Here is a 25,273-nt window from a genome sequence, read left to right as displayed (position 1 = left end):
ATTCTATACTCCGCGTGACCAATCGTTCATATCGATCACAAGTATTCGAGTTTCAAGACTTGACCCGATGACTTGCCGCTGACTTATGGAACTGGTGGCCGACTGCGTCCATGTGTCAGCGGCGGGGATCGGGGCGGCATGCTTCAACCTCTCGCGACGACGCAGCCCCGTCACCCCGCTCAGATCTCGGTGCGGACCTGCCAGAGTTCCGGAAAGAAGGAACGCTCCAGCGCCGTGCGCAGGAAGGCGACGCCGGCGGAACCGCCGGTGCCCGGGCGGAAGCCGATGATGCGCTCCACCGTCTTCATGTGGCGGAAGCGCCATTATGTGGCGGAAGCGCCATTGCTGGAAGGAATCCTCCACATCCACCAGCTCCTCCGCGAGCTGATAGAGGTCGAAATGCGTCTCCGCCTCGCGGTAGACCCGCAGCCAGGCCGCCTGCAGCGCCGGGCTATGGCGGTGCGGCTGCGTCAGGTCGCGCTCCAGCAGTTCCGTGGGCAGATCGAAGCCGCGGCGGGCCAGCAGGCGGATGGCCTCGTCATAGAGGCTCGGCGCCCGCAGCGCCGCGTCCAGCGCCGCATGCGCCGCCGCGTCGTGCCGGTGCGGCAGCATCATCCTCGCATCCTTGGCGCCCAGCAGGAATTCCAGCATCCGGTACTGGAAGGACTGGAAGCCCGAGGACTTCCCCAGCACGCCGCGGAAGCTGAGATAGTCCGCCGGCGTCATGGTGGAGAGCACGTCCCAGGCCCCGATCATCTGCGTCTGGATGCGCGAGACCCGCGCCAGCGCCTTGAAGGCCGGGTCCAGCGCGTCGCGGCGGATGGAATCCAGCGCCAGATGGACCTCGTGGGTGATCAGCTTCAGCCAGATTTCCTGCACATGATGGATGGTGATGAACAGCATCTCGTCGTGATGCGTGCTCAGCGGCTGCTGCGCCGAGAGCAGGAGGTCGAGCCGCAGATACTCCCCATAGCCCATGCTGCGCGCGAAATCGGTGTGGATGCCATCGGTGACGCGGCTGGGCAGGGGCCCGGCACCGGTGCCTGCCGGAGGATCTGTCGGGGCGCTCATCAGGGCGGGGCTCCGGGTCTGGAGAAGGGCGCCGGTTTGCGGCCGGCCGCGTCAGCGGCCAGGATAGCACCGTTCCATCCGACGCACCGGAGCCGATGACCCCCTGCCGGACCCGTTCGCCCTTCCTCTCCTCCGGCCGCGGCCGGGAGGAGCTGGACCGCGACTACAGCCCCAGCCTTTTCGTGGAATCCCTGCCGGCGGTGATCGGGGACTGGGCGCGGCGCACCGCCCTGGCCAAGGCCCGCCATGCCGGGCGCCTGCGCCCCGGCCTCGCCTATGGCCCGCATCCGCGCGAGAGGATCGACTATTTCCGCGCCGCCGAGCCATCCGGCGCGCTGCTGGTCTATCTGCATGGCGGCTTCTGGCAGCACGTCTCGAAGGAGGAATCCGGCTTCCTCGCCCCCGGCTGGGTGGAGGCGGGCGTCGATGTGGCCGTGATGGACTATGCCCTGGCACCGGAGGTCACGCTGCCCGCCATCGTGGAGCAGGCACGGCGCGGCCTGTCCTGGCTGCTGTCCCAGGCCGGCGCCCTGGGCTTCGATCCGGGGCGGGTGGTGGTGGCGGGGCATTCGGCCGGCGCGCACCTGGCCGCCATGACCCAGATCGGCACGGCGGTGCCCCTGCGCGGCCTGGCGCTGCTGTCCGGCGTCTTCGAGCTGGAGCCGGTCCGGCGCAGCTATGTCAACGAGGCCGTGGGCATGGACGAGGCGGAGGCGGCGGCGCTCAGCCCCGCCCGGCAGGACCCCGCCCTCCCGCTGCCCCTGCTGGTCGCGGTGGGCGAGCGTGAATCCGTCGCCTTCCAGGAGCAGAGCCGCCTCCTGGCCTGGAACTGGCGCGAGGCCGGTTGCCCGGTCACGCCGCTGCTGCTGCCGCGCCACACGCATTTCAGCCTGCTGGACGAGGCCGGCGACCCGGCCTCGCCGCTGGGCCGGGAAATCGCGAAGCTGCTGGGCATGGAGGAGAGGGGATGAGACAGGAGATCGACGCGGGCCTGCCGGCGCCCCGGCAACCCTTCGCCTGGGCGATCCGCAGCGGCGGTCTGCTCTTCACCACCCATGGCCCCGTGCAGCCGGATGGCACGATCCTCCAGGCGGGAATCCGGGAGCAGGCCCGGCTCACCCTGGAGAACCTGCGGCGCACACTGGAACGGGCGGGGGGCAGCCTGGACGGGGTGGTGCAGGCCACCATCTTCCTGCTGGACGGGGCCGACATGGCCCCGGTGGACGAGGTCTACCGCGAATTCTTCCAGCCGCCCTATCCCAACCGGGCCAGCGTCGTGGTGGCCGGGCTGGTCGCGCCCGGCATGCGCTTCGAGATCCAGGCGATCGCCGCCCTGCCGGGCTGACGATGCCCGTTCCATCCCGCCACGGCATGTCCTGCCCGGAGCGTGGCGTGTCACGGCGGCATGATTGCGGCGCGGCCCCGCACGCGCTAGGCGGATGGGCATGGAGGCCGCCACACCCGCTGCTCCGGTCGCCGGCCGGTCACCCGCCGGAACATCCGTGGGCGCAAAGCCCGCCCCCGTTCCCGCCTCGGCAGCATCCGGCGTGATGCCCCAGGGGACGGTACCCGGGGATGATGCCCCATCCCCGGCCGGGCCGGGCGGGCGCAGGCAGCCGCCGCATTACCGTCCCGCCCTGCCGGGCCGGGCCTTTTCCGATGTCATGGGGCCCCGGCCGCTGGGCGGGCGCCTGCGCGCGGTGCGGCGCCTGTCCTGTGTGCTGCTCCTGCTGCTCTGCTGCATGCCGGTGCAGGCGGTGCTGCTGGCCCTGCCGGGGCGGGGCAAGATCCGCTTCGCCCGCTTCTTCTGGCGCAACGCCTGCCGGCTTTTCGGGCTGGAGGTGCGGGTGCTGGGTGCGGCACCGGCGGGCCCGCGCGCGCTCTATCTGTCCAACCACAGTTCCTGGCTGGACATCCTGGTGCTCGGCGGCACGCTGGAGGCCTGCTTCGTCGCCAAGGCGGAGGTCGGGCGCTGGCCGGTGATCAGCACCGTGGCCAGGCTGGGACGCACCATCTTCGTCAGCCGCACCCGTGCCCGGACGGGCGAGGAGGCGGCCGCGATGCGGGAGCATCTGGCCCAGGGCGAGAACCTGCTGCTCTTCCCCGAAGGCACCAGCAACGACGGCAACCGGGTGCTGCCCTTCCGCTCCTCCTTCCTCGGCATCGCCGATGCCGCCGAATGGGTGCAGCCGGTCTCGGTGGTCTATGACCGCCTGGGCTACATGCCGCTGACGCGCATCGACCGCCCCCTCTTCGCCTGGTACGGCGACATGGGCATCGCCGACCATGCCTGGAGGCTGGCCCGCCTGCCCGGGGCCCGCGCCACGGTGCTGCTGCATCCGCCCGTCCACCCCTCCGGTGTCCCGAGCCGCAAGCAGCTTTCCGCCCTGGCGGAACGGATGGTGGCGGAGGGGGCGGCCGCGCTGCGGCAGAACCGGCCGCCCGTGCCGCCCGCGCCGGACAGGCCGGCCGGAGCCTGAAGGTGCCCCGGCCCCCGGCCCCGCCGGGCGAGGCCCCCGGGACCGGGAAGCGAAGTGACATTTTGGAGACCATCCCCGCCGTCCGGGCACCCCCGGCACCGCTTCCAGGCCCGCACCACCGGCCGGAACATCCTGAATTCATGGGCTCCGGCATGCCGCACGGCGCTTCCGGCCCCTCCCGCCGCCCCTCCGTGCGCCCCGTGACGGGCCTTCGGGACCCTTGACCGGGCACCGCAGCATCCATGACGCTGCGCTGCATGACACGGCATCCCTCTTCCGGAGTCGCTTGACCCCTGCACCCAGGGGCCGCACATCCCCGCCGCGACCCGGCCTTTCCACCGCCGGGCGGAAGGATGGTTTGTGCGCATGACTGAGGCGATGGCGATGTCCGGAACCGAACCCGCCCCGACGCAGGCAGGGCAGGCTCCCGCTGCTTCCCGTGGCGGCCCCCGCAAGAAGCTGCTGATCCGCACCTGGGGCTGCCAGATGAACGTCTATGACAGCGCCCGCATGGCGGATGTCCTGGCGCCGCTCGGCTATGCCCCGACCGAGGTGGTGGAGGAGGCCGACATGGTCGTCCTCAACACCTGCCATATCCGCGAGCGGGCCTCGGAGAAGGTCTTCTCCGACCTCGGCCGCCTGCGCGACACCAAGCGCGAGCGCGCGGCCGCGGGCAAGGAGACGATCATCGCCGTCGCCGGCTGCGTCGCCCAGGCCGAGGGCGCCGAGATCACCGCCCGCGCCCCCTGGGTGGACATCGTGCTGGGGCCGCAGACCTATCACCGCCTGCCGGAGATGGTGGCCCGCGCCAGCCGCGCCGCCGGCCAGGTGATCGAGACCGACTTCCCGGCCGAGGACAAGTTCGACCACCTGCCCGAGGCCGCCACGCCCCAGGGGCCCATCGCCTTCCTGACGGTGCAGGAGGGCTGCGACAAGTTCTGCTCCTTCTGCGTCGTGCCCTATACCCGCGGCGCCGAGTTCTCCCGCCCCGCCGGCGCCATCCTGGCCGAGGCGCGGCGCCTCGTGGCCCAGGGATCGCGCGAGATCGCGCTGCTCGGGCAGAACGTGAACGCCTATCACGGGGAGGGGCCGGACGGGCGGACATGGACGCTGGGCCGGCTGATCCGCGAACTGGCGGAGATCCCCGGCCTCGCCCGCCTGCGCTACGCCACCAGCCATCCGCGCGACATGGACGATGACCTGATCGCCGCCCATGGGGAGGTGCCGGCGCTGATGCCCTTCCTGCACCTGCCGGTGCAGTCGGGCTCGGACCGCATCCTGCGCGCCATGAACCGGGGCCATGACGCCGCCCTGTTCCGCGGCATCGTGGAGAAGCTGCGCCGGGCGCGGCCGGACATCGCCCTGTCCTCCGATTTCATCGTGGGCCATCCGGGGGAGAGCGGGAAGGATTTCGCCGACACCATGGCGCTGGTGCGCGAGACCGGCTTCGCGCTCGCCTATTCCTTCAAGTACTCGGCCCGCCCCGGCACCCCGGCGGCCAACATGGCCGGCCAGGTGCCCGAGGCGGAGAAGGATGCGAGGCTCCAGGCCCTCCAGGCCCTGCTGCGCGAGCAGCAGCAGGATTTCAACGCCGGCTGCGTGGGGCGGGAGGTGGAGGTGCTGGTCACCGGCCCCGGCCGCCATCCCGGCCAGCTCGCCGCCCGCTCCCCCTGGCTGCAGCCGGTTCACTTTTCCGCCCCCGCAGGGCTGATCGGCGGGATGGCGAGGGTGCGCTTGGACACCGCGCACCCCAATTCACTGTCAGCCACCCTTCTGGATTCCTTTCACCCGGCATCGGAGCACGCCACCGCTTGACCAGCCCCGCCATCGCCCTCCGGGCGGACCCCCAGGCCCTCGCCCGCCCCCTCCTGGCTGATGCCGGGCCGGGGACGCGGTCGGTCTCCCTGACCTTCGACGACAACACCCTGTTGCCGCTGCTGCTCGGCCATCACGACCGCCATATCGCGCGGGTCGAGCAGAAGCTGGGCGTGCGCATCGCCGCGCGCGGCAACCGGGTGACGGTCACCGGCGGCGGGGGCGAGACCGAGGCCGCCGAAACCGTGCTGCGCGGCCTCTGGGCCCGATTGCGCCGGGGGAAGGTGTGGGGATGTCGGAGGTCGAGGCGGCGCTGCGCTTCGCGGTAAAGGGCGCGGAACAGGCCGAGGACCCGCGCCTGCCGCTCTCCGACCTGCCGGCGATCCGCACCCGCAAGGGCGCCATCGCGCCGCGCTCCCCGCCCAGGCGGGCTACATGGACATGCTGGCGCGGCAGGAAATGGTCTTCGGCATCGGCCCGGCCGGCACCGGCAAGACCTATCTCGCCGTGGCGCAGGGCGTGGCCCTGCTGATGGCGGGGCGGGTGGACCGCATCGTGCTGAGCCGCCCGGCGGTCGAGGCCGGGGAGCGGCTGGGCTTCCTGCCCGGCGACATGAAGGAGAAGGTGGACCCCTATCTCCGTCCGCTCTATGACGCGCTGCACGACATGATGCCGGCCGAGCAGGTGACGCGCCGGATCGCCACGGGCGAGATCGAGGTGGCGCCGCTGGCCTTCATGCGCGGGCGCACGCTGGCGCATTCCTTCGCCATCCTGGACGAGGCGCAGAACACCACGCCCGCGCAGATGAAGATGTTCCTCACCCGCATGGGCGAGGGCACGCGGATGGTGATCACCGGCGACCCGACCCAGGTGGACCTGCCGCCGGGCCAGAGCTCGGGCCTGGTGCAGGCGCTGAATGTGCTGGAGGGCGTCGAGGGGATCGGCGTCACGCGTTTCGCGGAGGGCGATGTCGTGCGCCACCCGCTGGTGGGCCGGATCGTTGCGGCCTACGCACGATTCGATGCCAAGGACGACAGGGCCGGAGCCATGAGGGCAAGCCGGCGCGGAAAGGACAGGGATGGACCCGTCGAGTAGTAGCCCGGGCGTCGCCCGGGAATCGTTTCTGGCTGATAGGCATGGCTCCGGGGAGGAGCCATGCATTGACGTGGTCATGGCGGAGCCATGCATTGACGTGGTCGTGGAGGACCCGCGCTGGCATGCGGCGGTGCCACGCGTCGCGCGGCTGGCCCAGGAGGCCGCCGAGGCCGCCCTGGCCGAGGCCGGCGGCGCCGGCGGCCCGGTCGGCGGCATGGTCACGGTGCTGCTGACCGACGACCGCGCGGTGAAGCGCCTCAACGGCCTGCACCGCGGCAAGAACAAGCCGACCAACGTCCTGTCCTTCCCGGCCGGGATGCCGGGCCTGCTGGGCGACATCGCCGTGGCGCTGGGCGTCGTGCGGCGGGAGGCCCGGGCGGCCGGCCGGCCGCTGCACGCGCATCTGGCGCATCTGGTGGCGCATGGCGCGCTGCACCTGGCGGGCTACGACCACCTCCATGCCGGCGAGGCCCGGCGGATGGAACGGGCGGAGGCGCGGATCATGCGCCGCCTCGCCCTGCCCAATCCCTGGCGGGGAGTGGCCTGAGATGAGCGAGCACACACCGGCCACCGGCAACGGGAATGGCCAGGGCGGCGAGCGCGGCCTGCTCTGGTGGCTGGGGGCACTGACCCGCAAGAAGGAGGCGGAAAGCGTCCGCGAGCGTTTCGAGGCGCTGGTGGATGGCAGCGGCGAGGATGGCGAGCCGGGTGAGGCGCCCGAACTCGACGCCGCCGAGCGCCTGCTGCTGGGCAATGTCCTGAAGCTGCGCGGCAAGACGGCGCTGGACGTGATGGTGCCGCGCGCCGACATCGTCGCCATGCCCGAGAGCCTGACGCTGCAGCAGGCCATCGAGCTGATCCAGCGCGAGGGGCACAGCCGCCTGCCGGTCTACCGCGAGAATCTCGACGACATCGTGGGCATGGTCCACATCAAGGATGTCTTCGCCGCGGTGGGGCATGAGGCGGCCTTCGACCTCAAGGCCATCCTGCGCAAGCCGCTCTTCGTGGCGCCGCAGATCCCGGTGCTGGACCTGCTGCTGCAGATGCGCATGGCCCGCATCCACCTCGCCCTGGTGGTGGATGAATATGGCGGCATCGACGGGCTGGTGACGATCGAGGACCTCGTCGAGACCATCGTCGGCGACATCTCCGACGAACACGATGAGGAGGCGCTGCCCCAGATCGTGGAACGGCCGGATGGCACGCTCGACGTCGATGCCCGCATGCCGGTGGAGGATTTCGAGGCCCGCATGGGTCCCATCCTGACGCCGGAGGAGCACCACCAGGACATCGACACGGTGGGCGGGCTGGTCTTCACCCTGGCCGGCCGGGTGCCGAAGAAGGGCGAACTGGTCTCGCACCCCGGCTCGGGGCTGGAATTCCGCGTGCTGGAATCCGATCCGCGCCGCATCCGCCGCCTGCGCGTGCGCCGCCCCCTGGCGGAAAGCCCGGCCGGCACGCAGCAGGCCGCGGAGTAGCGGGGAGAAGGGACAGGCCGGGAGAGGCGCCGCGCGCCTTTCCCTCCCCCGATCGTCACCAACTGTGGCTTGCCGGGGGGAGTCCCCCTGGCTACCAGCCCGGCGTGCTCTCGAACCTGTCCCGATTCGCCGCGCGGCTCCACGGCTGGCGCCTGCTCGCGGTTTCCGCCCTGCTGGGCGCCCTGACGGCCCTGGCCCTCCCGCCGCTGCATCTCGTGCCGGTGCTGTGGCTGACCCTGCCGGGCCTGCTCCTGCTGCTCGACGCGGCGCCCGGCCGCCGGCGCGCCCTGATGGTGGGCTGGGCCTGGGGCTGGGGCTTCCAGCTCGCCGGCCTCTACTGGATCACCGAGGCGATCCTGGTGGAGGTGGACCGCCTGTGGTGGGCGGTGCCGCTGGCCGTGCCGGCCCTGGCCCTGCCGATGGGGGCCTTCACCATCCTGCCGGCCCTGGCGGCCTGGGCCTCGCCGCCCGGCTGGCGCCGCATCCTGGCCTTCGCCGGGGCCTGGACCGGGGCGGAGATGCTCAAGGGCTGGGCCTTCACCGGTTTCCCGTGGAACCTTCTCGGCTCCGTCTGGGCCTTCGATGCCCTGCCGGTACAGGGGGCGGCCTGGATCGGTGCCTATGGGCTGTCGCTGGTCACGGTGCTGCTGGCCTGCGCGCCGCTGCTCGGCCGGCGCGGCATGGCCGGGGCCCTGGCCGGGCTGGCGGGCTTCGGCCTGCTCGGCGCTTGGCGCCTGCAACAGGCCATGCCGCCGGACCAGCCGGTGACGCTGGTCCTGGTGCAGGGCAACATCGCGCAGCAGCTCAAATGGGACCCGGCCTCGCGCTGGGCGATCTTCCGCCGCTATCTCGACCTGACGAAGCAGGCGACGGCCCGCGCGGCGGAAACCGCGCCGCCCGGCAACCGCATCGTGGCGGTCTGGCCGGAAACCGCGAGCCCCTTCCTGCTGGCGCAGGACCCGGAGGCGCGGCGCTATGTGGCCGAGGCCCTGCCGCCGGGCGGCCTCCTGCTGGGCGGGACGGACCGGGCGGAGTTCGGCCCCGACCGCAGCCTCCAGGCCGTGTACAACAGCCTGGTCGGGGTGGATTCCGAAGGGACGCTACTGGGCGGCTACGACAAGAGCCATCTGGTGCCCTTCGGCGAGTACATGCCGCTCTCCGGCCTGCTGCCGCTGCGTGTCATCCGGGGCGGCATCGACTTCTCCGCCGGTTCGGGGCCGGTGACGCTGCGGCTGGGCGGGCTGCCCGGCTTCTCGCCCCTGATCTGCTACGAAGTCATCTTTCCAGGGGCCGTGGTGCTGCCGCAGGACCGGCCCGACTGGATGCTGAACGTCACCAATGACGCATGGTTCGGCCAGTCCGCCGGACCCTACCAGCATCTGGCGGCCGCCCGTCTCCGGGCGGTGGAGGAAGGGCTGCCCCTGGCCCGTGCGGCGCAGACGGGCATCTCGGCCGTTTTCGATTCGCAAGGACGTGAGCGCGCCCATCTGGGCCTGGGGCTGATGGGGGCTGTAACCACCCCGCTCCCCGGCCGTTTGCCCCCGACATTGTTCTCGGAAACGGGATTGTGGAGCCCCGGCCTTCTCGCCCTGCTCTGTTTTTTGGCGGGTTTCCGGCGGCGGAAGCCGAAAATTATGCTGGCAAAGCCAGGGGGAGTGATCTAAAAAAAGAGAAATCTCAAAAGAGTTGACAAATTCTTTCTGCAATCGCAGGTTATAGAGAGAACAGAGGGGGCAGCCGCTCCATGGTGCAGTCGATAGCCTTCGCCCGAGACGCCCAGGAAACGCGCCGTCACACGGATGATGTGCCTGGCAAGAGCCGGCCGAACGGAAAATTGGAGAACGGTCAGATGTCGAGGGACGAGCCGGCTGAGCGTGGCGAGCGAGAGCATCGCCCCAGCCCGATCGATGTCCATGTGGGGGGACGCGTCCGCCTGCGTCGCACCCTGCTGGGGATGAGCCAGGAGAAGCTGGGCGAGGCGCTGGGCCTCACCTTCCAGCAGGTCCAGAAATACGAACGCGGCGTGAACCGGATCGGCGCATCCCGCCTGTTCGACATCGCGCGCGTGCTGGACGTGCCGATCGGCTTCTTCTTCGACGACATGCCCGACGCGCTGGGTGGCGGCAACCGCACGCGGCTGGCCGGCTTCGCCGAGGGGCAGGAAGGCTTCGAGGACGACACGCTGAACCGGCGCGAGACGCTGGAACTGGTGCGCGCCTATTACCGCATCACGGAACCGGCCGTGCGCAAGCGGGTCTTCGACCTGATCAAGAGCCTCGCCCCGGTCGATTGAGGCAGCGCCCCCGCCGGGGGCTGTCGGCATCGCCTGAACGCCAGCCCGTCCCTGCGCTCAGGCGATGCGGGTCTCAGTTCCGGATCTGGGGCCGCAGTTGAGGATTGTCGAAGCGGGGCTCCCGATAGCGGAACAAGGCCGTCTCCAGGGCCCGCGCCAGATCGCGCTTGTCCTCACCCGAAAGGCAGCGGCCGATCTCGACCCCCCGGTCGCGGCACAGCAGCCGGAGCTGGCCGGACGAACCCGGATGGCTGCGCAACTCCACGCGGGTCCAGTAGGGCTGGAACAGGAACTCCTCCCGCCTTCCCCGCGCATCGGTGCGCCGGACCCTCAGCCGGTCCGCCGTCAGGGAAAGAACCTCCGACACCCGTCCGGAACGCCGGTGGTGCAGCACCATGAGGCCCAGCACCAGGGGGATCTCGGCCCCCATGAAACCCAGGATGGGCCAGGCGCCGAGCCGGACGAACACCACGCAGGCCGCCGCCGCCGCCGCGCCCAGGAGCAGCGCCAGCACCAGGAAGCCCCGTGGCGTCCAGGAGCGTGGCGGTACGCTGACCGCCTCGAAGAGCACCGGCTCCTCCCGGAGCGGGGCACCCCCGAGGGGCGCATCCCCCATGGGCACTTCCACTGTCATGGTGGGGAAAGATAGGCTAGCGAGATCGCCGTGCCAGCCGAATCCTCCGAAAAGCCGCGCGCCGTCCGGCCGCGGACTGCCCGCCGCCCCGCCACCGCCCTGCATGGCACGGCGGGGGCGCCCCGGCGGGCCCGGCGGATGGCGGCGGACCAAGCCATCCGCTTCCTGGAGGCCCTGCGCGACGCCAATCCGGATGCGCGGACCGAGCTGCACTACAGCAACCCCTTCACCCTGCTGGTGGCCGTGGTCCTGTCCGCCCAGACCACCGACGCGGCCGTGAACCGGGCCACGGACCCGGAACGCGGGGGCCTTTTCGCGGCGGCGGACAACCCCGCCGCCATGCTGGCCCTCGGCGTGGAGGGCGTGGGCCGCCACATCCGCAGCATCGGCCTGTGGCAGGGCAAGGCGCGCAACGTGGTCGCCCTGTCGCAGATGCTGCTCGACCGGCATGGCGGGGAAGTGCCCGACAGCCGCGAGGCGCTGGAGGCCCTGCCCGGCGTCGGCCGCAAGACCGCCTCCGTGGTGCTGAGCGTCGCCTTCCACCAGCCCGCCATGGCGGTGGACACGCATATCTTCCGCCTGGGCAACCGCACCGGCCTCGCCCCCGGCAAGGATGTGCGGGAGGTGGAGGAGGCGCTGCTGAAGCGCTGTCCGCCGGAATGGCTGCGCGACGCGCATCACTGGCTGATCCTGCACGGGCGCTATGTCTGCAAGGCCCGGCTGCCGGAATGCTGGCGCTGCGTGGCGCGGGAATCCTGCAACTACCGCGACAAGGTGCTCGTGCCGTCGCAGCGGTCCAGGACGGCCTGAAACGAGTGGCGGAATGCGCCGGCCCATGGGCTCGCGAGGGGCCAGCGCCGCGCTTCAGGATCAGCCAGAAGGACTTGATTCCCTAATCTGGTTGGAATATAGGAATATAATCAACAGTGCGCCAATATCACCGCCCTGGAGGCGAAAGCCCGGGCAACCCTGCTCATCACCCGAGGTAAGGCCCCGCATCCATCCGAATGGATAAAGGGCTAAAAACCTAAAACCTTAAAACCCTCAAATCCCGGATGGCGCACAGGGTGAAGACCCTGGCCCGTGCAGGTGGAGGGGCAGACAGCACAGGCACCGGGCTGTGATGTCTCCGAAGGCCCATGCACGCCGCCATTCGCATGATCCCCCCGCTCGATCACCCCGGGGCAGCACTCAGCCGCCGGGCTCGCCCACCCTGCCCAGGGGCCTGTCCGGGGATGCCGGCGCGATGGTCACCGCCCCGGCCGGGTTGCCATGCACGGCGAGCCAGAGCGTGTCCTCCTCCGGCGCCACCCAGGCGACACGGTGGCGGCACCCCGCCGGCAGCATCACCCAGTCGCCGGGCGAAAGGCGGCGTTCGCGGCCCTCGCCGAAATCCAGCACCGCCGCGCCGGCGACCAGCAGGACGAATTCCGGCCAGTCCTGCTCGTACCAGCCCTGGCTCCCCGCGCCGAGCGGACCACGCGAGGCGATGCGCTCGATCCGGGCGCCGGGCAGGCTGGCGAGATCGGTGAAGACCTCGCCGCCCGCCGCCGGCCGCGCCCCGTCCGACAGCCGCCCGAAGCGCGGCACCGGGGTCATGCCCGCAGCGCGGCCTCGGCGCCCTGGGCCAGCGCCAGCAGCGCCCGGTCCGCCCCCGCTGCACCCGTCAGCATCAGCCCGACCGGGGCCGTGCCAGGGGCCTGGCAGGGCAGGCTGATGGAGCAGCGGTCGAGGAAATTGCCCACCGCCGTGTTCCGCAGCAGCAGGAGGTTGATGCGATGATACTCATCCGGCGCCTCCACCGCGGCGATGGCCGGGGGCGTCACGACGCAGGTCGGGCAGAGGAAGGCGTCGAACCCCTCGGTGCGGGCATTCGCGGCGGCGATGATCCGCGCCCGCGCCACCTGGAGATCGAGATAGTCCGCCGCCGTCATCGCCGCGCCCTTCTCGATGCGCGCCAGCACGCGCGGGTCGTAGGCATCCCGCGCGCGCGCGATCAGCGATGCGTGCCAGGCCCAGGATTCCGCCGCCGCGAAGCCGCCCTTGGCATTGGCGGCGGGGATCTCCGCGAGTTCGGGGAAGTCGAGCTCCTCGATCCGCGCCCCGGCCTTTTCCAGCCTGCGCAGCGCCGCGTCGAAGGCTTCGGCCACGGCGGCCTCGATCCCGTCGAAGAGGAAGGTGCCGCGCGGCACGGCGAAACGGGCGCCGGACAGCGGCGCGGGGGCCGGGGCCGCGCCCTCCTCCCCGTCCGCCATGATCGCATCGAGCACGGCGCAGCAGGCAGCGGTGTTGGCGAGGGGGCCGAGGCTGTCCAGCGTATGGCTGAGCGGCACGGTGCCCGTCAGCGGCACGCGGTTCGCCGTGGGCTTCCAGCCGACGATGCCGCAGAGCGCCGCCGGCACGCGGCAGGAGCCGCCCGTGTCGGAGCCCAGCCCGGCGAGGCCCATGCCATCCGCCACCGCCACGGCGGCACCGGAGGAGGAGCCGCCCGGCAGGCGCCCGGTGGCACGGTCCCAGGGCGAGCGGGGGGTACCGTGATGCGGGTTCACCCCCAGGCCGGAGAAGGCGAACTCCACCATGTTGGTGCGTCCCAGCACCACGAAGCCCGCCCGTTCCAGCCGTGCCACGGAAAGCGCGGTGCGGGTGGCGGGCGGCGCGTCGCGCAGCGCCGTGGAGCCGGCCGTGGAGGTGACGCCCGCCTGGTCGTAGAGATCCTTGATGCTGATCGGGATGCCCGCCCAGCGCGACGGCGCCCGCCCGGCCCGGCGCAGCGCGTCCATCGCTCCGGCGGCGGCGCGGGCCTGTTCCGCCTGCACCGCCACGAAGGCCCGAGCCCCTTCGCCCTCCGGCTCGGCGATCCGCGCCAGCGCGGCCTCCACCAGTTCCAGGCTGCTGGTGCGCCAGTCTGCCAGGGCCTCGGCGGCGGCCTCGATGCTGCGGTATTCCATGCTCACCCCTTCCGCCCTCGGGCGGTTCCTCTGGCCTCCGCCACCCGGCCCCGGTCGCATCGGGGGCCGGCGGAGAGGCGCGACGCCGCAGGGGAAACCCGCCCCGCCGGTTTGGCAAGGCACCGGCGGCACATGGGAAGAGGGCGTATGACAAGCCCGTGCGGCCATCTTGCCAGAGGGACCTTGCCAGACGGCCCCGCCTGCCTCTTGGTGCATCCTTCCCGATCGTCCCGGAACCTCCTGGGGTGCATGACCGAAGCCGCTTCCCGCCTGATCCGTTCCGGCAGCCCGCAGAACTGCCATCCGCATGAGCGCTACCTGCTCCGCAGCACGGACTGGGACGCCCTGCCGGACGCCTTGCGGCAGGAGCCGGGGCTGGAACTGCTGGGCCTCTGGTCGGAACCCGGGCTGGTCCATGCCGCCTTCCTGAAGCGCATCCCGGAGGGCGGCGCGCCGGCGCGGCTATTGCTGGCCTCGGCGCCGCTGCGTGAGGGCCGCTTCGCCGCGCTGTCCCCCGCGCGGCCGGGCGCCGCCCTGTTCGAGCGCGCGGCGCGCGATCTCTGGGGGGCTGCCGCGCAGGGTGAGAACGGCCCGGCCCCCGCCATGCCGGCCAGGGGCGGTGGCCTCTCCCCCCGCCCCCTGCGGGGGCGGCCGATCCTCGCCCCTGGCTGGATCATGGCCGCTGGCTGTTCGACCGGCCCCTGGCCGCCGTGCCGGTGCGCCGGTCGGCCCCGCCGCCGCAGCCGGAGTTCCGCCCCCCGCCGGAGGGCGAGGGGCTGCACCAGCTTGCCCTCGGCCCCGTGCGCGCCGGCATCGCCGAGCCCGCGCATCTGCGCCTGGATCTGCTGGGCGAGCGCGTGGCGCGGCTGGAGGCGCGGCTGGGCTATGCCCACAAGGGCACGCTGGGGCTGATCCGTGGCAAGTCGCCGCGCGGCGCCGCGCGCTTCGCCGCACGCCTGTCCGCGGTGGATGCGGTGGCCCATGGCTGGGCCTTCGCCATGGCGGCGGAGGCGGCCGCCGGCCGCGCCGTGCCGCCCCGCGCCACCGTGCTGCGCGGCGTGCTGGCGGAGCTGGAGCGCGTGGCGAACCACCTCGACGCCTGGGCAGCCGCCTGCCGCGCGGCGGGGGCGGGCGAATGCGCGGCCGCCGCCGCGCGCCTGCGGGAGATCCTGCGCCGGGCGCTCGGCGCCGCTTTCGGGCACCGGCTGGCCATGGATGTGGTGGTGCCGGGCGGGCTGGCGGTGGACCTTTCGCCGGAGGGGGAGGCGGCGCTGCGCGCGGCGCTGGAGGTGGTGGCGGCGGGGCTGGCGGCGCTGCCGCCGCAGCCCGCCCCGGCGGCCGAGCGCCTGGCCGGGGCCGGGAGCCTGCCGCTGCCCCTGGCGGAGCGCTTCGCGGCGGGGGGTGTGGTCGGCCGGGCCTCGGGGCGGGATTTCGATGCGCGGCGGGACCTGCCCTATGCACCCTATGACCGGATGGAGATCCCGCGCGCCCAGGGCGGCGATGCGGCCGCCCGGCTGGCGCTGCGCCTGGCCGAGGCCCGGGAAAGCCTTCAGCTCCTGCCCCTGCTGCTCGATGCCCTGCCGGACGGGGAGATCGCCATCCCCCTGCCGGCGCGTGCCGGGGAAGGGGTGGGCGTGGTGGAAGGGGCGCGGGGAGAGGTGCTGCACTGGCTTTCCCTGGATGGCGAGGGGCTGGTGCGGGCCTGCTTCGTCCGCGATCCGGCCTGGCTGCACTGGCCCTTGCTGGAGGCGGTGATGGAGGGGAGCGAACTGGCCGATCTCGCTTTGTGCGAGCATTCCTTCGGCCTGACCTGCAGCGGGGTGGACCTGTGAGCCCGCCCCCATGGAGGGCCGCCCGGTGAGCGCCCGCCTGCCCTGGTCGCGCCTGATCCGCAACCTGCTCCATGCCCCGCCGGCGGAGGCGCCGCCGCAGCCGCCAGGCGATCTGGTCGCCGCCCTGGCGGCACAGATGGCCACCGGCGCCCGCGCCCGGCTGGGGCGCAGCCTGGCGATCCGGGAGATCGATGCCGGTTCCTGCGGCGGCTGCGAGGCGGAGATCGCCGCCCTCGACGCGCCGCCCTATGAGCTGGAGCGCTTCGGCCTGCGCTTCGTGGATTCGCCGCGGCAGGCCGACCTGCTGCTGGTGAGCGGCCCGGTGACACGCAACATGGCCGAGGCGCTGCGCCGCGCCCATGCCTGCATGGCGCAGCCCGCCTGGGTGGTGGCCGTGGGCGACTGCGCGGTGGATGGCGGCTGTTTCCACACCTCCCCGGCGGTGGAGGGCGGGGTCGGGGCGGTGCTGCCGGTGGACCTGCTGATCCCCGGCTGCCCACCGTCCCCGGAACAGGTGCTGGAGGGGTTGCTGGCCCTGCTCCGGGCAGGCGGGACGGGCGCGGCCGCGCCGGCCATGGCGCCAGTGGGGGAGGTCATGGCGGAGGAATCCTGGCTCCGGGATGAGCCGCCTCCCCACGATCTGCCACCGCAGGATTCACGCCTGCGGGACCCGTCACGGGAGGCCGCCCAGGAGATCCCGCCGGCTGCGCCGCCCCTGGAGGATGAGGCGGACCCCGATGAGGGAGACGCCCGGGAAGGCCGTTCCGGCTGAACCGACCCATTTGCGGGCATTTCGCCGGAAGATCGGACCGCGCCCGCCTGTTTCACCGTTCCGGATCGGTCCCCGGCGGGGCGGTGTCCCGCAGCACCTCCGCGAGTTCCGTGAAGACCGGGCCGCGTGGGTCCGTGCCGCGCCAGACCAGCCCGATGCTGCGGCCGATCCGGGGCTCCCGCATCGGGCGGTAGCCGATGAGCCCGTCCAGCGCCGTGCCTTCCCGGCGCGACAGCAGGGGCAGGAGGGAATAGCCCTCCCCAGCCGCGATCATGTGGCGCAGCATTTCGAGGGAACTGGCGAAGCGCGCCTCGCGCATCCCGGCGGGGACATGGCAGAGCGAAAGCGCCTGTTCCCGCAGGCAGTGCCCTTCCTCCAGCAGCAGCAGCCCCTGGCCGTCGAGCTCCGCGAGGCCGATCCGCTCCCGTTCCAGGAGCGGGTGCCCCTGCGGGCAGGCGAGCTGGAAGGGCTCGAAGAAGAGCGGAACCTCGGTGAGCCCGGCGGCCCCCGAAGGCAGGGCGACCAGCGCCAGGTCGAGCGTGCCGCGTTGCAGCGAATCCAGTAACTCGCCGGTCCGCCCTTCCTGGAGGCGCAGGCTCAGGCCGGGATAGCGGGCCCGCATGTCCGGCAGCAGCCAGGGCACGTAATAGGGGCCGAGCGTCGCGATCACGCCCAGGCGGAGCGGGCCGGTCAGCGGCTCAGCCGCCCCCCGGGCCATTTCCAGCAGGCCGCGCGCCTCCCGGATCACCGTCTCCGCCTGCCGCAGCAGGTTCGCCCCCTGGTTGGTGAGCTCGATCCGGCGGCTGGACCTTTCGAAGAGCGTCACGCCCAGCAGGCTTTCCAGCTTGCGGATCTGCTCGCTCAGGGCCGGCTGGCTGACGCCGCAGCGTTCGGCGGCCCGGCCGAAATGGCGCAGTTCCGCGACCGTGACGGCGTATTCGAGGTCGCGGAGCGAGAGGCCGGCCAGGGTGTTCGGAGTCATGGCTTCATCCCGTCCATTCTTAGGAAATACCTATCACAAAGATAGGGACGTTCAATTTTGCCGATCATGCGCGGCGGGTCATAGTTGCCCCCAGAGCTTCCGAGGTTCGAGGAGGGGACTTCATGACCCAGGACATCCAGAACGGCGCCGCCCGTCCGGTGCTGACCACCACGGCCGGCGCCCCGGTGCCCGACAACCAGAACAGCCTGACCGCCGGCCCGCGCGGGCCGATCCTGCTGGAGAACTACCAGCTCATCGAGAAGCTGGCGCACCAGAACCGGGAGCGCATCCCGGAGCGCGTGGTGCATGCCAAGGGCTCGGGCGCCTATGGCACGCTGACGATCACCAACGACATCAGCCGCTACACCAGGGCGAAGATCTTCTCCCGGCTCGGCCAGAAGACCGAGGTGCTGCTGCGCTTCTCCACCGTGGCCGGCGAGCGCGGCGCGGCGGATGCCGAGCGCGACGTGCGCGGCTTCGCGCTGAAGTTCTACACCGAGGAAGGCAACTGGGATCTGGTCGGCAACAACACGCCGGTCTTCTTCATCCGCGACCCGATGAAGTTCCCCGACTTCATCCGCACGCAGAAGCGCCACCCGCGCACCAACATGCGCTCGGCGACCGCGATGTGGGATTTCTGGTCGCTTTCGCCGGAAAGCCTGCACCAGGTGACGATCCTGTTCTCGGATCGCGGCCTGCCGCAGGGCTACCGCTTCATGAACGGCTACGGCTCGCACACCTATTCCTTCTGGAACGATGCCGGCGAGCGGTACTGGGTGAAGTTCCACTTCAAGTCCATGCAGGGCATCCGGACCTGGACGAACGAGGAGGCCAACACCGTCATCGCGGAGGACCGCGAAAGCGCGCAGCGCGACCTGTACGACGCGATCGAGCAGGGTGACTTCCCGCGCTGGCGCATGTGCGTGCAGATCATGCCCGAGGCCGATGCGGAGAAGACCTCCTACAACCCCTTCGACCTGACCAAGGTCTGGCCGCATGCGGAGTACCCGCTGATCGAGGTGGGCGTGCTGGAGCTGAACCGGAACCCGGAGCATTACTTCGCGGAGATCGAGCAGAGCTCCTTCTCGCCGTCGAATATCGTGCCGGGCATCGGCTTCTCCCCGGACAAGGTGCTGCAGGGCCGCATCTTCGCCTATGCCGACGCGCACCGCTACCGCGTGGGCACGCATTACGAGATGCTGCCGGTGAACCGCCCGCGCAGCCAGGTGAACACCTATCACGCCGACGGGCCGATGCGCTTCGACGCGCCGCGCGGCACGGACCACTACTACGAGCCCAATTCCTTCAACGGCCCGGTGGAACAGCCCGCGGCCAAGGAGCCGCCCCTGCGCATCGACGGGAATGCCGACCACTACAATCATCGCGACGGCAACGACGACTACAACCAGCCGGGCAACCTGTTCCGCCTGCTCGGCGCCGAGCAGCAGGAGCGGCTGTTCCGCAACATCGCCGCCGCGATGCAGGGCGTGCCGCAGGAGATCGTCACCCGCCAACTCGAGCATTTCCGCAGGGCGGACCCGGCCTATGCCGCCGGCGTGGAGCGCGCGCTGAACCGGGTCCATACCAGCCCGGCCTCGGCCCCCACCACCGCCGCCGACGTGGGCGGGCAGCAGGCCGCCGAGTGATCCCGGCCTGAGAAACCGCCGTGGTCCGCCCCTTTGGGCCGCGGCGCACTCCGGCGGCGGGCCGATCCATGCCGCGCCGCCACGGACCTCCGGCACAATTCCCCTCTTCCCAGCCGGAGGTCCGTTCTTTTCCCGACCCGAACTCCTGCGAACGGGAACCTTCCGGATGTCCGCCGCCCTGCTCCCGCCCATCTCCCCGGCCACCGCCCAGCCGGCGACCTCCCAGCCGGCGACCGCCCTGTCCTCCCCCTTGGCTTCCCCCGGCCGCGCCGCGAAGCCGGTGCTGCGGGCGGGCACGCGCGGCTCCCCGCTCGCGCTGGCGCAGACGCGGGAGGTGCTGGCCCTGCTGGGTGATGACGGGACGCCCGGTGGGCGTTCCGTGCGGGCGCGTGTGATCGGCACCACCGGGGATCAGGTCCAGGACCGGCGCCTCGCCGAGATCGGGGGCAAGGGGCTCTTCGCCCGGGAGATCCACGAGGCGCTGCTGGATGGGCGGATCGATTTCGCCGTGCACAGCCTCAAGGACCTGGAAACGGAACTGCCGCCCGGCCTCGTCATCGCCGGCGTGCTGCCGCGCGAGGATGTGCGCGACGCCCTGGTCCTGGGCCCCGCCGTGCCGCCGGTCTTCCGCCGGGGCGCGCTGCCGGAACTGCCGCAGGGCGCGCGGATCGGCACCGCCTCCGTGCGACGGCAGGCGCAGTTGCGCCACCTGCGGCCCGACCTGCGCTTCGGCCTGCTGCGCGGCAATGTCGGCACGCGGCTGCGGGCGCTGGAGGGCGGCGATTTCGCGGCCACGCTGCTGGCCATGGCCGGGCTGCGCCGCCTGGGGCTGGAGCATGCGGCGGTGATGGCGCTGGACCCGGAGGAGGAGTTGGTGCCGGCGGCCGGACAGGGCATCATCGCCGTCACCGCCCGGGAGGAAGATGTGGAGACGCGGCGCCTCTTCGCGATGATCGACCACCGCCCCACCCGCATCGCCGCCACGGCGGAACGGGCGCTGCTGGCGGCGCTCGACGGCTCCTGCCGCACGCCGGTCGGCGCCTATGCACGCATCCTGCCCGGCGGAAGGCTGCGGCTGACCGGCCTGCTGGCGCGGGAGGACGGTTCCTTCCTGCTGAAGCGCAGCCTGGAAGGCGCGCCCGGCGACGCGGCGCGGCTGGGTGCCGGGCTGGGCGAATGGCTGCGGGCCGGGAGCCCCGCGGACATTCTGTCGTGACCCATGTCGCCCCGATCTCCCTCGCCTCCGGCGGAGCCGCGCCGCGGAGCGGCGGCCCAGGGCCGGTACGGGAGCCGGTACGGGAGCCGGTACGGGGCCGGATCGGCGTGCTGCTGGTCAATCTCGGCACGCCGGACGGCACGGGCTACTGGCCGATGCGTCGGTACCTGTCGCAGTTCCTCAGCGACCGGCGGGTGATCGAGGTGAATCCGCTGCTCTGGCAGCCCCTGCTGCAGGGCGTGATCCTGGCCACGCGGCCCTTCCGCTCCGGCGCGAACTACCGCCGCATCTGGCGTGCGGCGGAGGATGAATCCCCCTGCGGAGCTTCACCCGGGCCCAGGCGGAGATGCTGCGCGGACGGCTGGCGGCGGCGGGCGGCATGGGCGAGGTCGCGGTGGACTGGGCCATGCGCTATGGCCGCCCGAGCGTGGAGGAGCGGTTGCGGGCGCTGATGGCCGATGGCTGCGACCGCGTGCTGCTCCTGCCGCTTTATCCGCAATACAGCGCCTCCACCACAGCGACGGTGGCGGATGATGCGTTCCGCGCGCTGATGCGGATGCGGCGCCAGCCGGCACTGCGGGTCGCGCCCTCCTTCCCGGACCATCCCGCCTATATCCGCGCCCTGGCCGATTCGGTGCGGCAGGCGCTGTCCAGGCTGGAGCGGCAGCCGCAACTGCTGCTCGCCTCCTTCCATGGATTGCCGCGTTCCTATGTCGAGAAGGGCGACCCCTATCTGGCCGAATGCGAGCGGACCATGGTGGCGCTGCGCCGGGAGCTCGGCCTGCCGGAGGCGGAATTCCCCCTTGTCTTCCAGTCCCGCTTCGGCCGGGACCCCTGGCTGGAGCCCTATACCGACGATGTCCTGTCGGAACTGCCGGGGCGCGGCATCCGGCGCGTCGCGATGATCACGCCGGGCTTCCTTTCCGATTGCGTCGAGACGCTGGACGAGATCGGCCGGGAATCGCGGCATGTCTTCCTGGAGGCCGGGGGCGAGGACTACACGGTGATCCCCTGCCTGAACGATTCCCCCGGTGCCGTGGCGCTGCTGGAAGCCCTGTTGCGCGAGGAACTGGCCGGCTGGCTGCCGGGGTGAAGCCTGGCCACAAGGATGGCGCCAGCCGGAGGCCGTGAAGCCGCTCCGGCGGGGAAGTCCTGATGCACGGCCGTTGCGCTGTCCTTGGGAGCAAGGCTTCGCCTTGCCGCCGGGGGCCGGCCACGAGCGGGACGGTCAGAAGAGGCGGCCGTTCATATCGGCAAGCTGCGCGGCATTCCCGCCGGACCGGGGCATCCGATGCATCCCGGCCCCGGCGCGGGACGGGAGCTTCAGTCAGGGCAGCAGGCGGGCGAGGTCCTGGGTGAGTTCCTCGGGGGCATAGGGCTTGGCCAGCACCGGGACGTTGGCATGCCGGGTCGGCACGCCGGCCTGCCCATAGCCGGAGGCCACCACGAAGGGCACGCCCATGCCCGTCAGTGCGTCGGCGATCGGCTCGGAGGTCTCGCCTGCCAGATTCAGGTCGAGTACGGCGACATCGGGCCTCTCGGCCTGGATCAGTTGCAGGGCAGCCGCCACCGTCGCCACGGGCCCCAGGACCTGCGCGCCGGCGTCGAGCAGCGTATCCTCCACCAGCATTGCCACGAGTGTCTCGTCTTCCACGACCAGGACCCGACGTCCCTCCAGTGTGCTCATGCCAGATGCCCGCTCAATTCTGTTTTCGTCCGGCCTCGCTTATAGCCTGGACCCGGCCTGATTGCGATGCACCGTCAGGACATCTCCTTCCGGCCGCATTCCGTGCCGGGGGGCGGAGGCCGGGCGATGGGACCAGCGGCGGCACGCGTGGCGCCGCCGCCGGGGGATCAGTCGGCGTATTGCCCAGCCTCCTGGATCACCGGGCGCCATTTCGCGATATCGGCCATCCAGTAGTCCCGGTGCGCCTTGGGTGTGGCCATCGCATCGGCCACCGGTGCGGTGCCGAGTTCCGCGAAGCGCGAGACGACCTGCGGGTCCTTCAGCGCCACGCGCAGGGCGGCGGAAAGCCGCTCGTTGATGGCGGCCGGCGTGCCGCGCGGTGTGTAGATGCCGTGCCAGATGGAGACCTCCAGCCCTGGCAGCCCGGCTTCCCGTACCGTCGGCAGGTCGGGCAGGGCGGCCAGGCGCTCCTTCGTCGTCACGGCGAAGGCACGCACGGCGCCGGCCTTGATCTGCTCCGTGGTGTTGGTGGTCTGGTCGCACATCACATCCACCGTGCCGCCGATCAGATCGGTCATCGCCGGGGCGGTGCCGCGATAGGGCACGGTGGTCACCTGCGTGGCGATGGCGCTCTGCCAGAGCAGGCCGCAGAGATGGCTGGCCGCCCCGATCCCGGCATTGGCGAGGTTGATCTTCGTGCCGTCGCGCTTCATCAGCGCCGTCAGCTCGGCCAGCGTGTTCGCGCCGATAGTCTTGCGCGCGATCACCGTCATCGGCACCTCGGTGACGAGGCCGACCGTTTCGAATCCGTTCACCGGGTCATAGGACAGGCGGCGGTACAGGGTCGGCGTCGTGCCCATGCCGATATGGTGCATGAGGATGGCGTAGCCGTCCGGCTTGGCCAGGGCGACCCGGGCGGCGCCGAGCGTGCCGCCGGCCCCGCCGACATTCTCGATCACCACCGTCTGCTTCAGGTCGCGCCCCATGGCCTCGGCGACCAGCCGCGCCACCGTGTCGGTCGGCCCGCCGGCGGCGAAGGGCACGGTCATGGTGATCGTGCGGCTGGGATAGGCATCCTGCGCGGCGGCCGGCAGGGCCAGGAAGGCGGCCGCCAGGGCGAGGGCACAGCGCCGAATCATGTCGTTACCTCCGGATTATAATTCCTTCATGGAAGGATGCGCCGGTGCAAAGGTCAACGACGAAGAAGCGGGTCGGGGCTTGTGGAAAGAGTCTATTATGTTGCTTTATCGAAACAATCTGCCCTGCGCCCTGGGAACCCGATCCTGGCACTGCCCGGAACCAATGTCCGGAGCGGGGGCCGGCCTGCCGGCGAGGGGCAGGCCGGGAAAAAGGCAGGGCGCCTCCCGCGCGGGGAGGCGTCCGTCAGGCGTCCATCTTGAGGGCGGCGATGAAGGCGCTCTGCGGGATCTCGACCTTGCCGAACTGCCGCATGCGCTTCTTGCCCTCCTTCTGCTTCTCCAGCAGCTTGCGCTTGCGCGAGATGTCTCCGCCGTAGCACTTGGCGGTGACGTCCTTGCTCAGCGCGCCGATCGTTTCGCGCGCGATGACGCGGGAGCCGATCGCGGCCTGGATGGCGATCTTGAAGAGCTGCTTGGGGATCAGGTCCTTCAGCCGCTCGCAGATCTGCCGCCCGCGCTTCTCCGCCTGGGAGCGGTGCGCCATGAAGCTCAGCGCGTCCACCGGCTCGCTGTTCACCAGGATGGAGATCTTCACGAGGTCGCTCTCCTCGTAGCCGTCCATCGTGTAGTCGAAGGAGGCATAGCCGCGGGAGATCGACTTCAGCCGGTCGTAGAAGTCGAAGACCACCTCGTTCAGCGGCAGCTTGTAGACCGCCATGGCGCGGGTGCCGACATAGGTGAGGTCGATCTGCTGCCCACGCCGCTCGGAGCAGAGCGCCAGCACGGAGCCGAGATATTCGTCGGGGACGAAGATCGTCGCCTTGATCCAGGGCTCCTCGATCGTGTCGATCACCGAGCCGTCCGGCATGTCGGCCGGGTTGTGCAGCTCCATCCTCTCGCCGTTCGTCTTGTTGATCTTGTAGACCACGCTGGGCGCGGTCGCGATCAGGTCGAGGTCGAACTCACGGCTCACTCCTGGATGATCTCCAGGTGCAGCAGGCCGAGGAAGCCGCAGCGGAAGCCGAAGCCCAGCGCGGCGGAAGTCTCGGCCTCGTAGTGGAAGGAGGCATCGTTCAGCCGCAGCTTGGACAGCGATTCCCGCAGCTTCTCGAAATCATCGGCATCGACGGGATAGAGGCCGCACCAGACCACGGGGATGGAGGGCTTGAACCCCGCCAGCGGCTCCGGCGCCGGGTTGCGGTCGTCCGTCACCGTGTCGCCGACATTGGTGTCGGCCACCGTCTTGATGGCGGCGGTGAAATAGCCCATCTCGCCCGGCCCGAGGCTCTCGACGGCCTGCATCTTCGGCCGGAACACGCCCACCTGGTCGATCACATGCGTGGTGCCATTGGCCATCATGCGGATCTTCTGGCCGCGCCGCAGGTGGCCGTCCTTCACCCGCACCAGGATGATCACGCCCAGATAGGCGTCGTACCAGCTGTCCACCAGCAGCGCCTTGGTCGGCGCGTCCGGGTTCCCCTGCGGCGGCGGCAGGCGGGTGACGATAGCCTCCAGCACGCCCTCGATGTTCAGCCCGGTCTTGGCCGAGATCATCACCGCGTCGTCGGCCGGGATGCCGACCACGTCCTCGATCTGCTGCTTCACCCGCTCCGGCTCGGCGGCCGGCAGGTCCACCTTGTTCAGGATGGGGACGATCTCGTGCCCCGCCTCGATGGCCTGATAGACATTGGCGAGCGTCTGCGCCTCCACGCCCTGGGAGGCATCGACCACCAGCAGCGAGCCCTCGCAGGCCGCCAGCGAGCGGGAGACCTCGTAGGCGAAGTCCACATGGCCCGGCGTGTCCATGAGGTTCAGCTGGTACATCTCCCCATCCGCGGCGCGGTAGTCGAGCCGGACCGTCTGCGCCTTGATGGTGATGCCGCGCTCGCGCTCCAGCTCCATGTTGTCGAGGACCTGGTTGGTCATCTCGCGGTCGGACAGGGCGCCGGTCTTCTGGATCAGCCGGTCGGCCAGCGTGCTCTTGCCATGGTCGATATGGGCGATGATCGAGAAGTTGCGGATGCGGGAGAGGGGGTGTCGGTCATGGAGGATCCGGCCGGAATGCGGGCTTGAGGCGGGTTTTCGGCCGCGCGGGAAGGTTGTCGCCCCTCAGATAAGCCACCCGGCGCCGGGGACCAAGCGCCGAGCGAGCCTGTGCTCCCTGCCGGGGGCATATCCCGGCGAA

General features: G+C 71.3%; 21 protein-coding genes and 3 pseudogenes. 16 read left to right on the top strand and 8 right to left on the bottom strand.

Features of this window, described 5'->3' with window-relative positions; all coding sequences use genetic code 11:
- Positions 1-3: 3 nt before the first annotated feature.
- Complete coding sequence (locus tag MVG78_RS21900; RefSeq protein WP_428480731.1) at positions 4-1,071, bottom strand: tryptophan 2,3-dioxygenase; 1,068 nt, start codon at positions 1,069-1,071, stop codon at positions 4-6.
- 95 nt (positions 1,072-1,166) lie between these two features.
- Between MVG78_RS21900 and MVG78_RS02260 the strand changes: the two genes are divergently transcribed.
- From MVG78_RS02260 to MVG78_RS02215, 9 genes and pseudogenes are all read left to right on the top strand, one after another.
- On the top strand, positions 1,167-2,042 hold the full coding sequence (locus tag MVG78_RS02260) for an alpha/beta hydrolase (RefSeq protein ID WP_247557841.1): 876 nt from the start codon (positions 1,167-1,169) through the stop codon (positions 2,040-2,042).
- Positions 2,039-2,416 (top strand): RidA family protein, encoded by a 378-nt coding sequence (locus MVG78_RS02255; protein WP_247557839.1) that lies wholly within the window; start codon positions 2,039-2,041, stop codon positions 2,414-2,416. Before MVG78_RS02260 ends, MVG78_RS02255 begins: the two co-directional genes overlap by 4 nt.
- A gap of 205 nt (positions 2,417-2,621) precedes the next feature.
- A complete protein-coding gene (locus MVG78_RS02250) occupies positions 2,622-3,551 on the top strand; it encodes a lysophospholipid acyltransferase family protein (protein ID WP_247557837.1) in 930 nt (309 codons plus the stop codon).
- A gap of 366 nt (positions 3,552-3,917) precedes the next feature.
- On the top strand, positions 3,918-5,366 hold the full coding sequence (miaB, locus tag MVG78_RS02245) for a tRNA (N6-isopentenyl adenosine(37)-C2)-methylthiotransferase MiaB (RefSeq protein WP_428480730.1): 1,449 nt from the start codon (positions 3,918-3,920) through the stop codon (positions 5,364-5,366).
- A 53-nt stretch (positions 5,367-5,419) separates the two neighbouring features.
- Positions 5,420-6,461 (top strand): annotated as a pseudogene (locus tag MVG78_RS02235) (PhoH family protein).
- Positions 6,462-6,537: 76 nt separating this feature from the next.
- The gene (ybeY, locus tag MVG78_RS02230; protein ID WP_247557833.1) at positions 6,538-7,008 is read left to right on the top strand and encodes an rRNA maturation RNase YbeY; all 471 of its coding nucleotides are present in this window, start codon (positions 6,538-6,540) and stop codon (positions 7,006-7,008) included.
- A 1-nt stretch (position 7,009) separates the two neighbouring features.
- Positions 7,010-7,939 (top strand): hemolysin family protein, encoded by a 930-nt coding sequence (locus MVG78_RS02225; protein ID WP_247557831.1) that lies wholly within the window; start codon positions 7,010-7,012, stop codon positions 7,937-7,939.
- A 104-nt stretch (positions 7,940-8,043) separates the two neighbouring features.
- Positions 8,044-9,603, top strand: a complete 1,560-nt coding sequence (lnt, locus tag MVG78_RS02220) for an apolipoprotein N-acyltransferase (protein WP_247557829.1) — start codon at positions 8,044-8,046, stop codon at positions 9,601-9,603.
- 185 nt (positions 9,604-9,788) lie between these two features.
- Positions 9,789-10,232, top strand: coding sequence for a helix-turn-helix domain-containing protein (locus MVG78_RS02215; protein WP_247557827.1), 444 nt, complete (start codon positions 9,789-9,791; stop codon positions 10,230-10,232).
- A 73-nt stretch (positions 10,233-10,305) separates the two neighbouring features.
- Here the strand turns inward: MVG78_RS02215 and MVG78_RS02210 are convergent, their stop codons facing one another.
- A complete protein-coding gene (locus MVG78_RS02210; protein WP_247557825.1) occupies positions 10,306-10,848 on the bottom strand; it encodes a DUF2244 domain-containing protein in 543 nt (180 codons plus the stop codon).
- Positions 10,849-11,004: 156 nt separating this feature from the next.
- Between MVG78_RS02210 and nth the strand changes: the two genes are divergently transcribed.
- Entirely contained in the window at positions 11,005-11,676 is a 672-nt protein-coding gene (nth, locus tag MVG78_RS02205) for an endonuclease III (RefSeq protein WP_247557823.1), read from the top strand.
- Between the two features lie 381 nt (positions 11,677-12,057).
- On the opposite strand, the gene MVG78_RS02200 is transcribed toward nth, so the two are convergent.
- Together MVG78_RS02200 and MVG78_RS02195 are read right to left on the bottom strand one after the other, a co-directional pair.
- Positions 12,058-12,465 carry a cupin domain-containing protein gene (locus MVG78_RS02200; RefSeq protein ID WP_247557821.1) on the bottom strand — a complete coding sequence of 136 codons (408 nt, stop codon included), beginning with the start codon at positions 12,463-12,465 and terminating at the stop codon, positions 12,058-12,060.
- Positions 12,462-13,814 (bottom strand): amidase, encoded by a 1,353-nt coding sequence (locus tag MVG78_RS02195; protein WP_247557819.1) that lies wholly within the window; start codon positions 13,812-13,814, stop codon positions 12,462-12,464. Before MVG78_RS02195 ends, MVG78_RS02200 begins: the two co-directional genes overlap by 4 nt.
- Before the next feature lie 249 nt (positions 13,815-14,063).
- On the opposite strand from MVG78_RS02195, the gene MVG78_RS02190 reads away from it, so the two are divergent.
- The 3 genes from MVG78_RS02190 to MVG78_RS21675 are packed head-to-tail and all read left to right on the top strand — an operon-like array spanning position 14,064 to position 16,418.
- Positions 14,064-14,726, top strand: a complete 663-nt coding sequence (locus MVG78_RS02190; RefSeq protein ID WP_247557817.1) for a hypothetical protein — start codon at positions 14,064-14,066, stop codon at positions 14,724-14,726.
- Entirely contained in the window at positions 14,615-15,646 is a 1,032-nt protein-coding gene (locus MVG78_RS02185) for an NADH-quinone oxidoreductase subunit D-related protein (protein ID WP_247557815.1), read from the top strand. The genes MVG78_RS02190 and MVG78_RS02185 overlap by 112 nt, the downstream gene beginning before the upstream one ends.
- A gap of 25 nt (positions 15,647-15,671) precedes the next feature.
- The gene (locus tag MVG78_RS21675) at positions 15,672-16,418 is read left to right on the top strand and encodes an NADH-quinone oxidoreductase subunit B family protein (protein WP_345892847.1); all 747 of its coding nucleotides are present in this window, start codon (positions 15,672-15,674) and stop codon (positions 16,416-16,418) included.
- A gap of 52 nt (positions 16,419-16,470) precedes the next feature.
- On the opposite strand, the gene MVG78_RS02175 is transcribed toward MVG78_RS21675, so the two are convergent.
- On the bottom strand, positions 16,471-17,400 hold the full coding sequence (locus MVG78_RS02175) for a LysR substrate-binding domain-containing protein (protein WP_247557813.1): 930 nt from the start codon (positions 17,398-17,400) through the stop codon (positions 16,471-16,473).
- Positions 17,401-17,522: 122 nt separating this feature from the next.
- On the opposite strand from MVG78_RS02175, the gene MVG78_RS02170 reads away from it, so the two are divergent.
- The 3 genes and pseudogenes from MVG78_RS02170 (at position 17,523) to hemH (ending at position 21,355) form a co-directional block, all read left to right on the top strand.
- Positions 17,523-19,046, top strand: a complete 1,524-nt coding sequence (locus MVG78_RS02170) for a catalase (RefSeq protein ID WP_247557811.1) — start codon at positions 17,523-17,525, stop codon at positions 19,044-19,046.
- Between the two features lie 166 nt (positions 19,047-19,212).
- Positions 19,213-20,262 (top strand): hydroxymethylbilane synthase, encoded by a 1,050-nt coding sequence (gene hemC, locus MVG78_RS02165; RefSeq protein WP_247557809.1) that lies wholly within the window; start codon positions 19,213-19,215, stop codon positions 20,260-20,262.
- Positions 20,259-21,355 (top strand): annotated as a pseudogene (gene hemH, locus MVG78_RS02160) (ferrochelatase). The gene hemC and the pseudogene hemH overlap by 4 nt, the downstream one beginning before the upstream one ends.
- A gap of 234 nt (positions 21,356-21,589) precedes the next feature.
- Here the strand turns inward: hemH and MVG78_RS02155 are convergent.
- From MVG78_RS02155 to lepA, 3 genes and pseudogenes are all read right to left on the bottom strand, one after another.
- A complete protein-coding gene (locus tag MVG78_RS02155) occupies positions 21,590-21,949 on the bottom strand; it encodes a response regulator (RefSeq protein WP_247557807.1) in 360 nt (119 codons plus the stop codon).
- 167 nt (positions 21,950-22,116) lie between these two features.
- Positions 22,117-23,088: a tripartite tricarboxylate transporter substrate-binding protein gene (locus MVG78_RS02150; RefSeq protein ID WP_247557805.1), complete on the bottom strand. Its 972-nt coding sequence runs from the start codon at positions 23,086-23,088 to the stop codon at positions 22,117-22,119.
- Between the two features lie 244 nt (positions 23,089-23,332).
- Positions 23,333-25,140 (bottom strand): annotated as a pseudogene (gene lepA / locus MVG78_RS02145) (translation elongation factor 4).
- Positions 25,141-25,273 lie beyond the last annotated feature (133 nt).

It is taken from the genome of Roseomonas gilardii subsp. gilardii, assembly GCF_023078375.1.
Taxonomy (GTDB): Bacteria; Pseudomonadota; Alphaproteobacteria; order Acetobacterales; family Acetobacteraceae; genus Roseomonas; species Roseomonas gilardii.
The sequence above is the reverse complement of the archived record's forward strand: the minus strand, read 5'-3'. Positions and strand labels throughout refer to the sequence as shown.

Excerpts from the sequence above, each read along its gene's own strand:
- MVG78_RS21900 (WP_428480731.1), bottom strand. The coding sequence starts at position 1,071 with ATGAGCGCCCCGACAGATCCTCCGGCAGGCACCGGTGCCGGGCCCCTG.
- MVG78_RS02260 (WP_247557841.1), top strand. The coding sequence starts at position 1,167 with ATGACCCCCTGCCGGACCCGTTCGCCCTTCCTCTCCTCCGGCCGCGGC.
- MVG78_RS02255 (WP_247557839.1), top strand. The coding sequence starts at position 2,039 with ATGAGACAGGAGATCGACGCGGGCCTGCCGGCGCCCCGGCAACCCTTC.
- MVG78_RS02250 (WP_247557837.1), top strand. The coding sequence starts at position 2,622 with ATGCCCCAGGGGACGGTACCCGGGGATGATGCCCCATCCCCGGCCGGG.
- miaB (WP_428480730.1), top strand. The coding sequence starts at position 3,918 with ATGACTGAGGCGATGGCGATGTCCGGAACCGAACCCGCCCCGACGCAG.
- ybeY (WP_247557833.1), top strand. The coding sequence starts at position 6,538 with ATGGCGGAGCCATGCATTGACGTGGTCGTGGAGGACCCGCGCTGGCAT.
- MVG78_RS02225 (WP_247557831.1), top strand. The coding sequence starts at position 7,010 with ATGAGCGAGCACACACCGGCCACCGGCAACGGGAATGGCCAGGGCGGC.
- MVG78_RS02215 (WP_247557827.1), top strand. The coding sequence starts at position 9,789 with ATGTCGAGGGACGAGCCGGCTGAGCGTGGCGAGCGAGAGCATCGCCCC.
- MVG78_RS02210 (WP_247557825.1), bottom strand. The coding sequence starts at position 10,848 with ATGGGGGATGCGCCCCTCGGGGGTGCCCCGCTCCGGGAGGAGCCGGTG.
- nth (WP_247557823.1), top strand. The coding sequence starts at position 11,005 with ATGGCGGCGGACCAAGCCATCCGCTTCCTGGAGGCCCTGCGCGACGCC.
- MVG78_RS02200 (WP_247557821.1), bottom strand. The coding sequence starts at position 12,465 with ATGACCCCGGTGCCGCGCTTCGGGCGGCTGTCGGACGGGGCGCGGCCG.
- MVG78_RS02195 (WP_247557819.1), bottom strand. The coding sequence starts at position 13,814 with ATGGAATACCGCAGCATCGAGGCCGCCGCCGAGGCCCTGGCAGACTGG.
- MVG78_RS02190 (WP_247557817.1), top strand. The coding sequence starts at position 14,064 with ATGACCGAAGCCGCTTCCCGCCTGATCCGTTCCGGCAGCCCGCAGAAC.
- MVG78_RS02175 (WP_247557813.1), bottom strand. The coding sequence starts at position 17,400 with ATGACTCCGAACACCCTGGCCGGCCTCTCGCTCCGCGACCTCGAATAC.
- MVG78_RS02170 (WP_247557811.1), top strand. The coding sequence starts at position 17,523 with ATGACCCAGGACATCCAGAACGGCGCCGCCCGTCCGGTGCTGACCACC.
- hemC (WP_247557809.1), top strand. The coding sequence starts at position 19,213 with ATGTCCGCCGCCCTGCTCCCGCCCATCTCCCCGGCCACCGCCCAGCCG.
- MVG78_RS02155 (WP_247557807.1), bottom strand. The coding sequence starts at position 21,949 with ATGAGCACACTGGAGGGACGTCGGGTCCTGGTCGTGGAAGACGAGACA.
- MVG78_RS02150 (WP_247557805.1), bottom strand. The coding sequence starts at position 23,088 with ATGATTCGGCGCTGTGCCCTCGCCCTGGCGGCCGCCTTCCTGGCCCTG.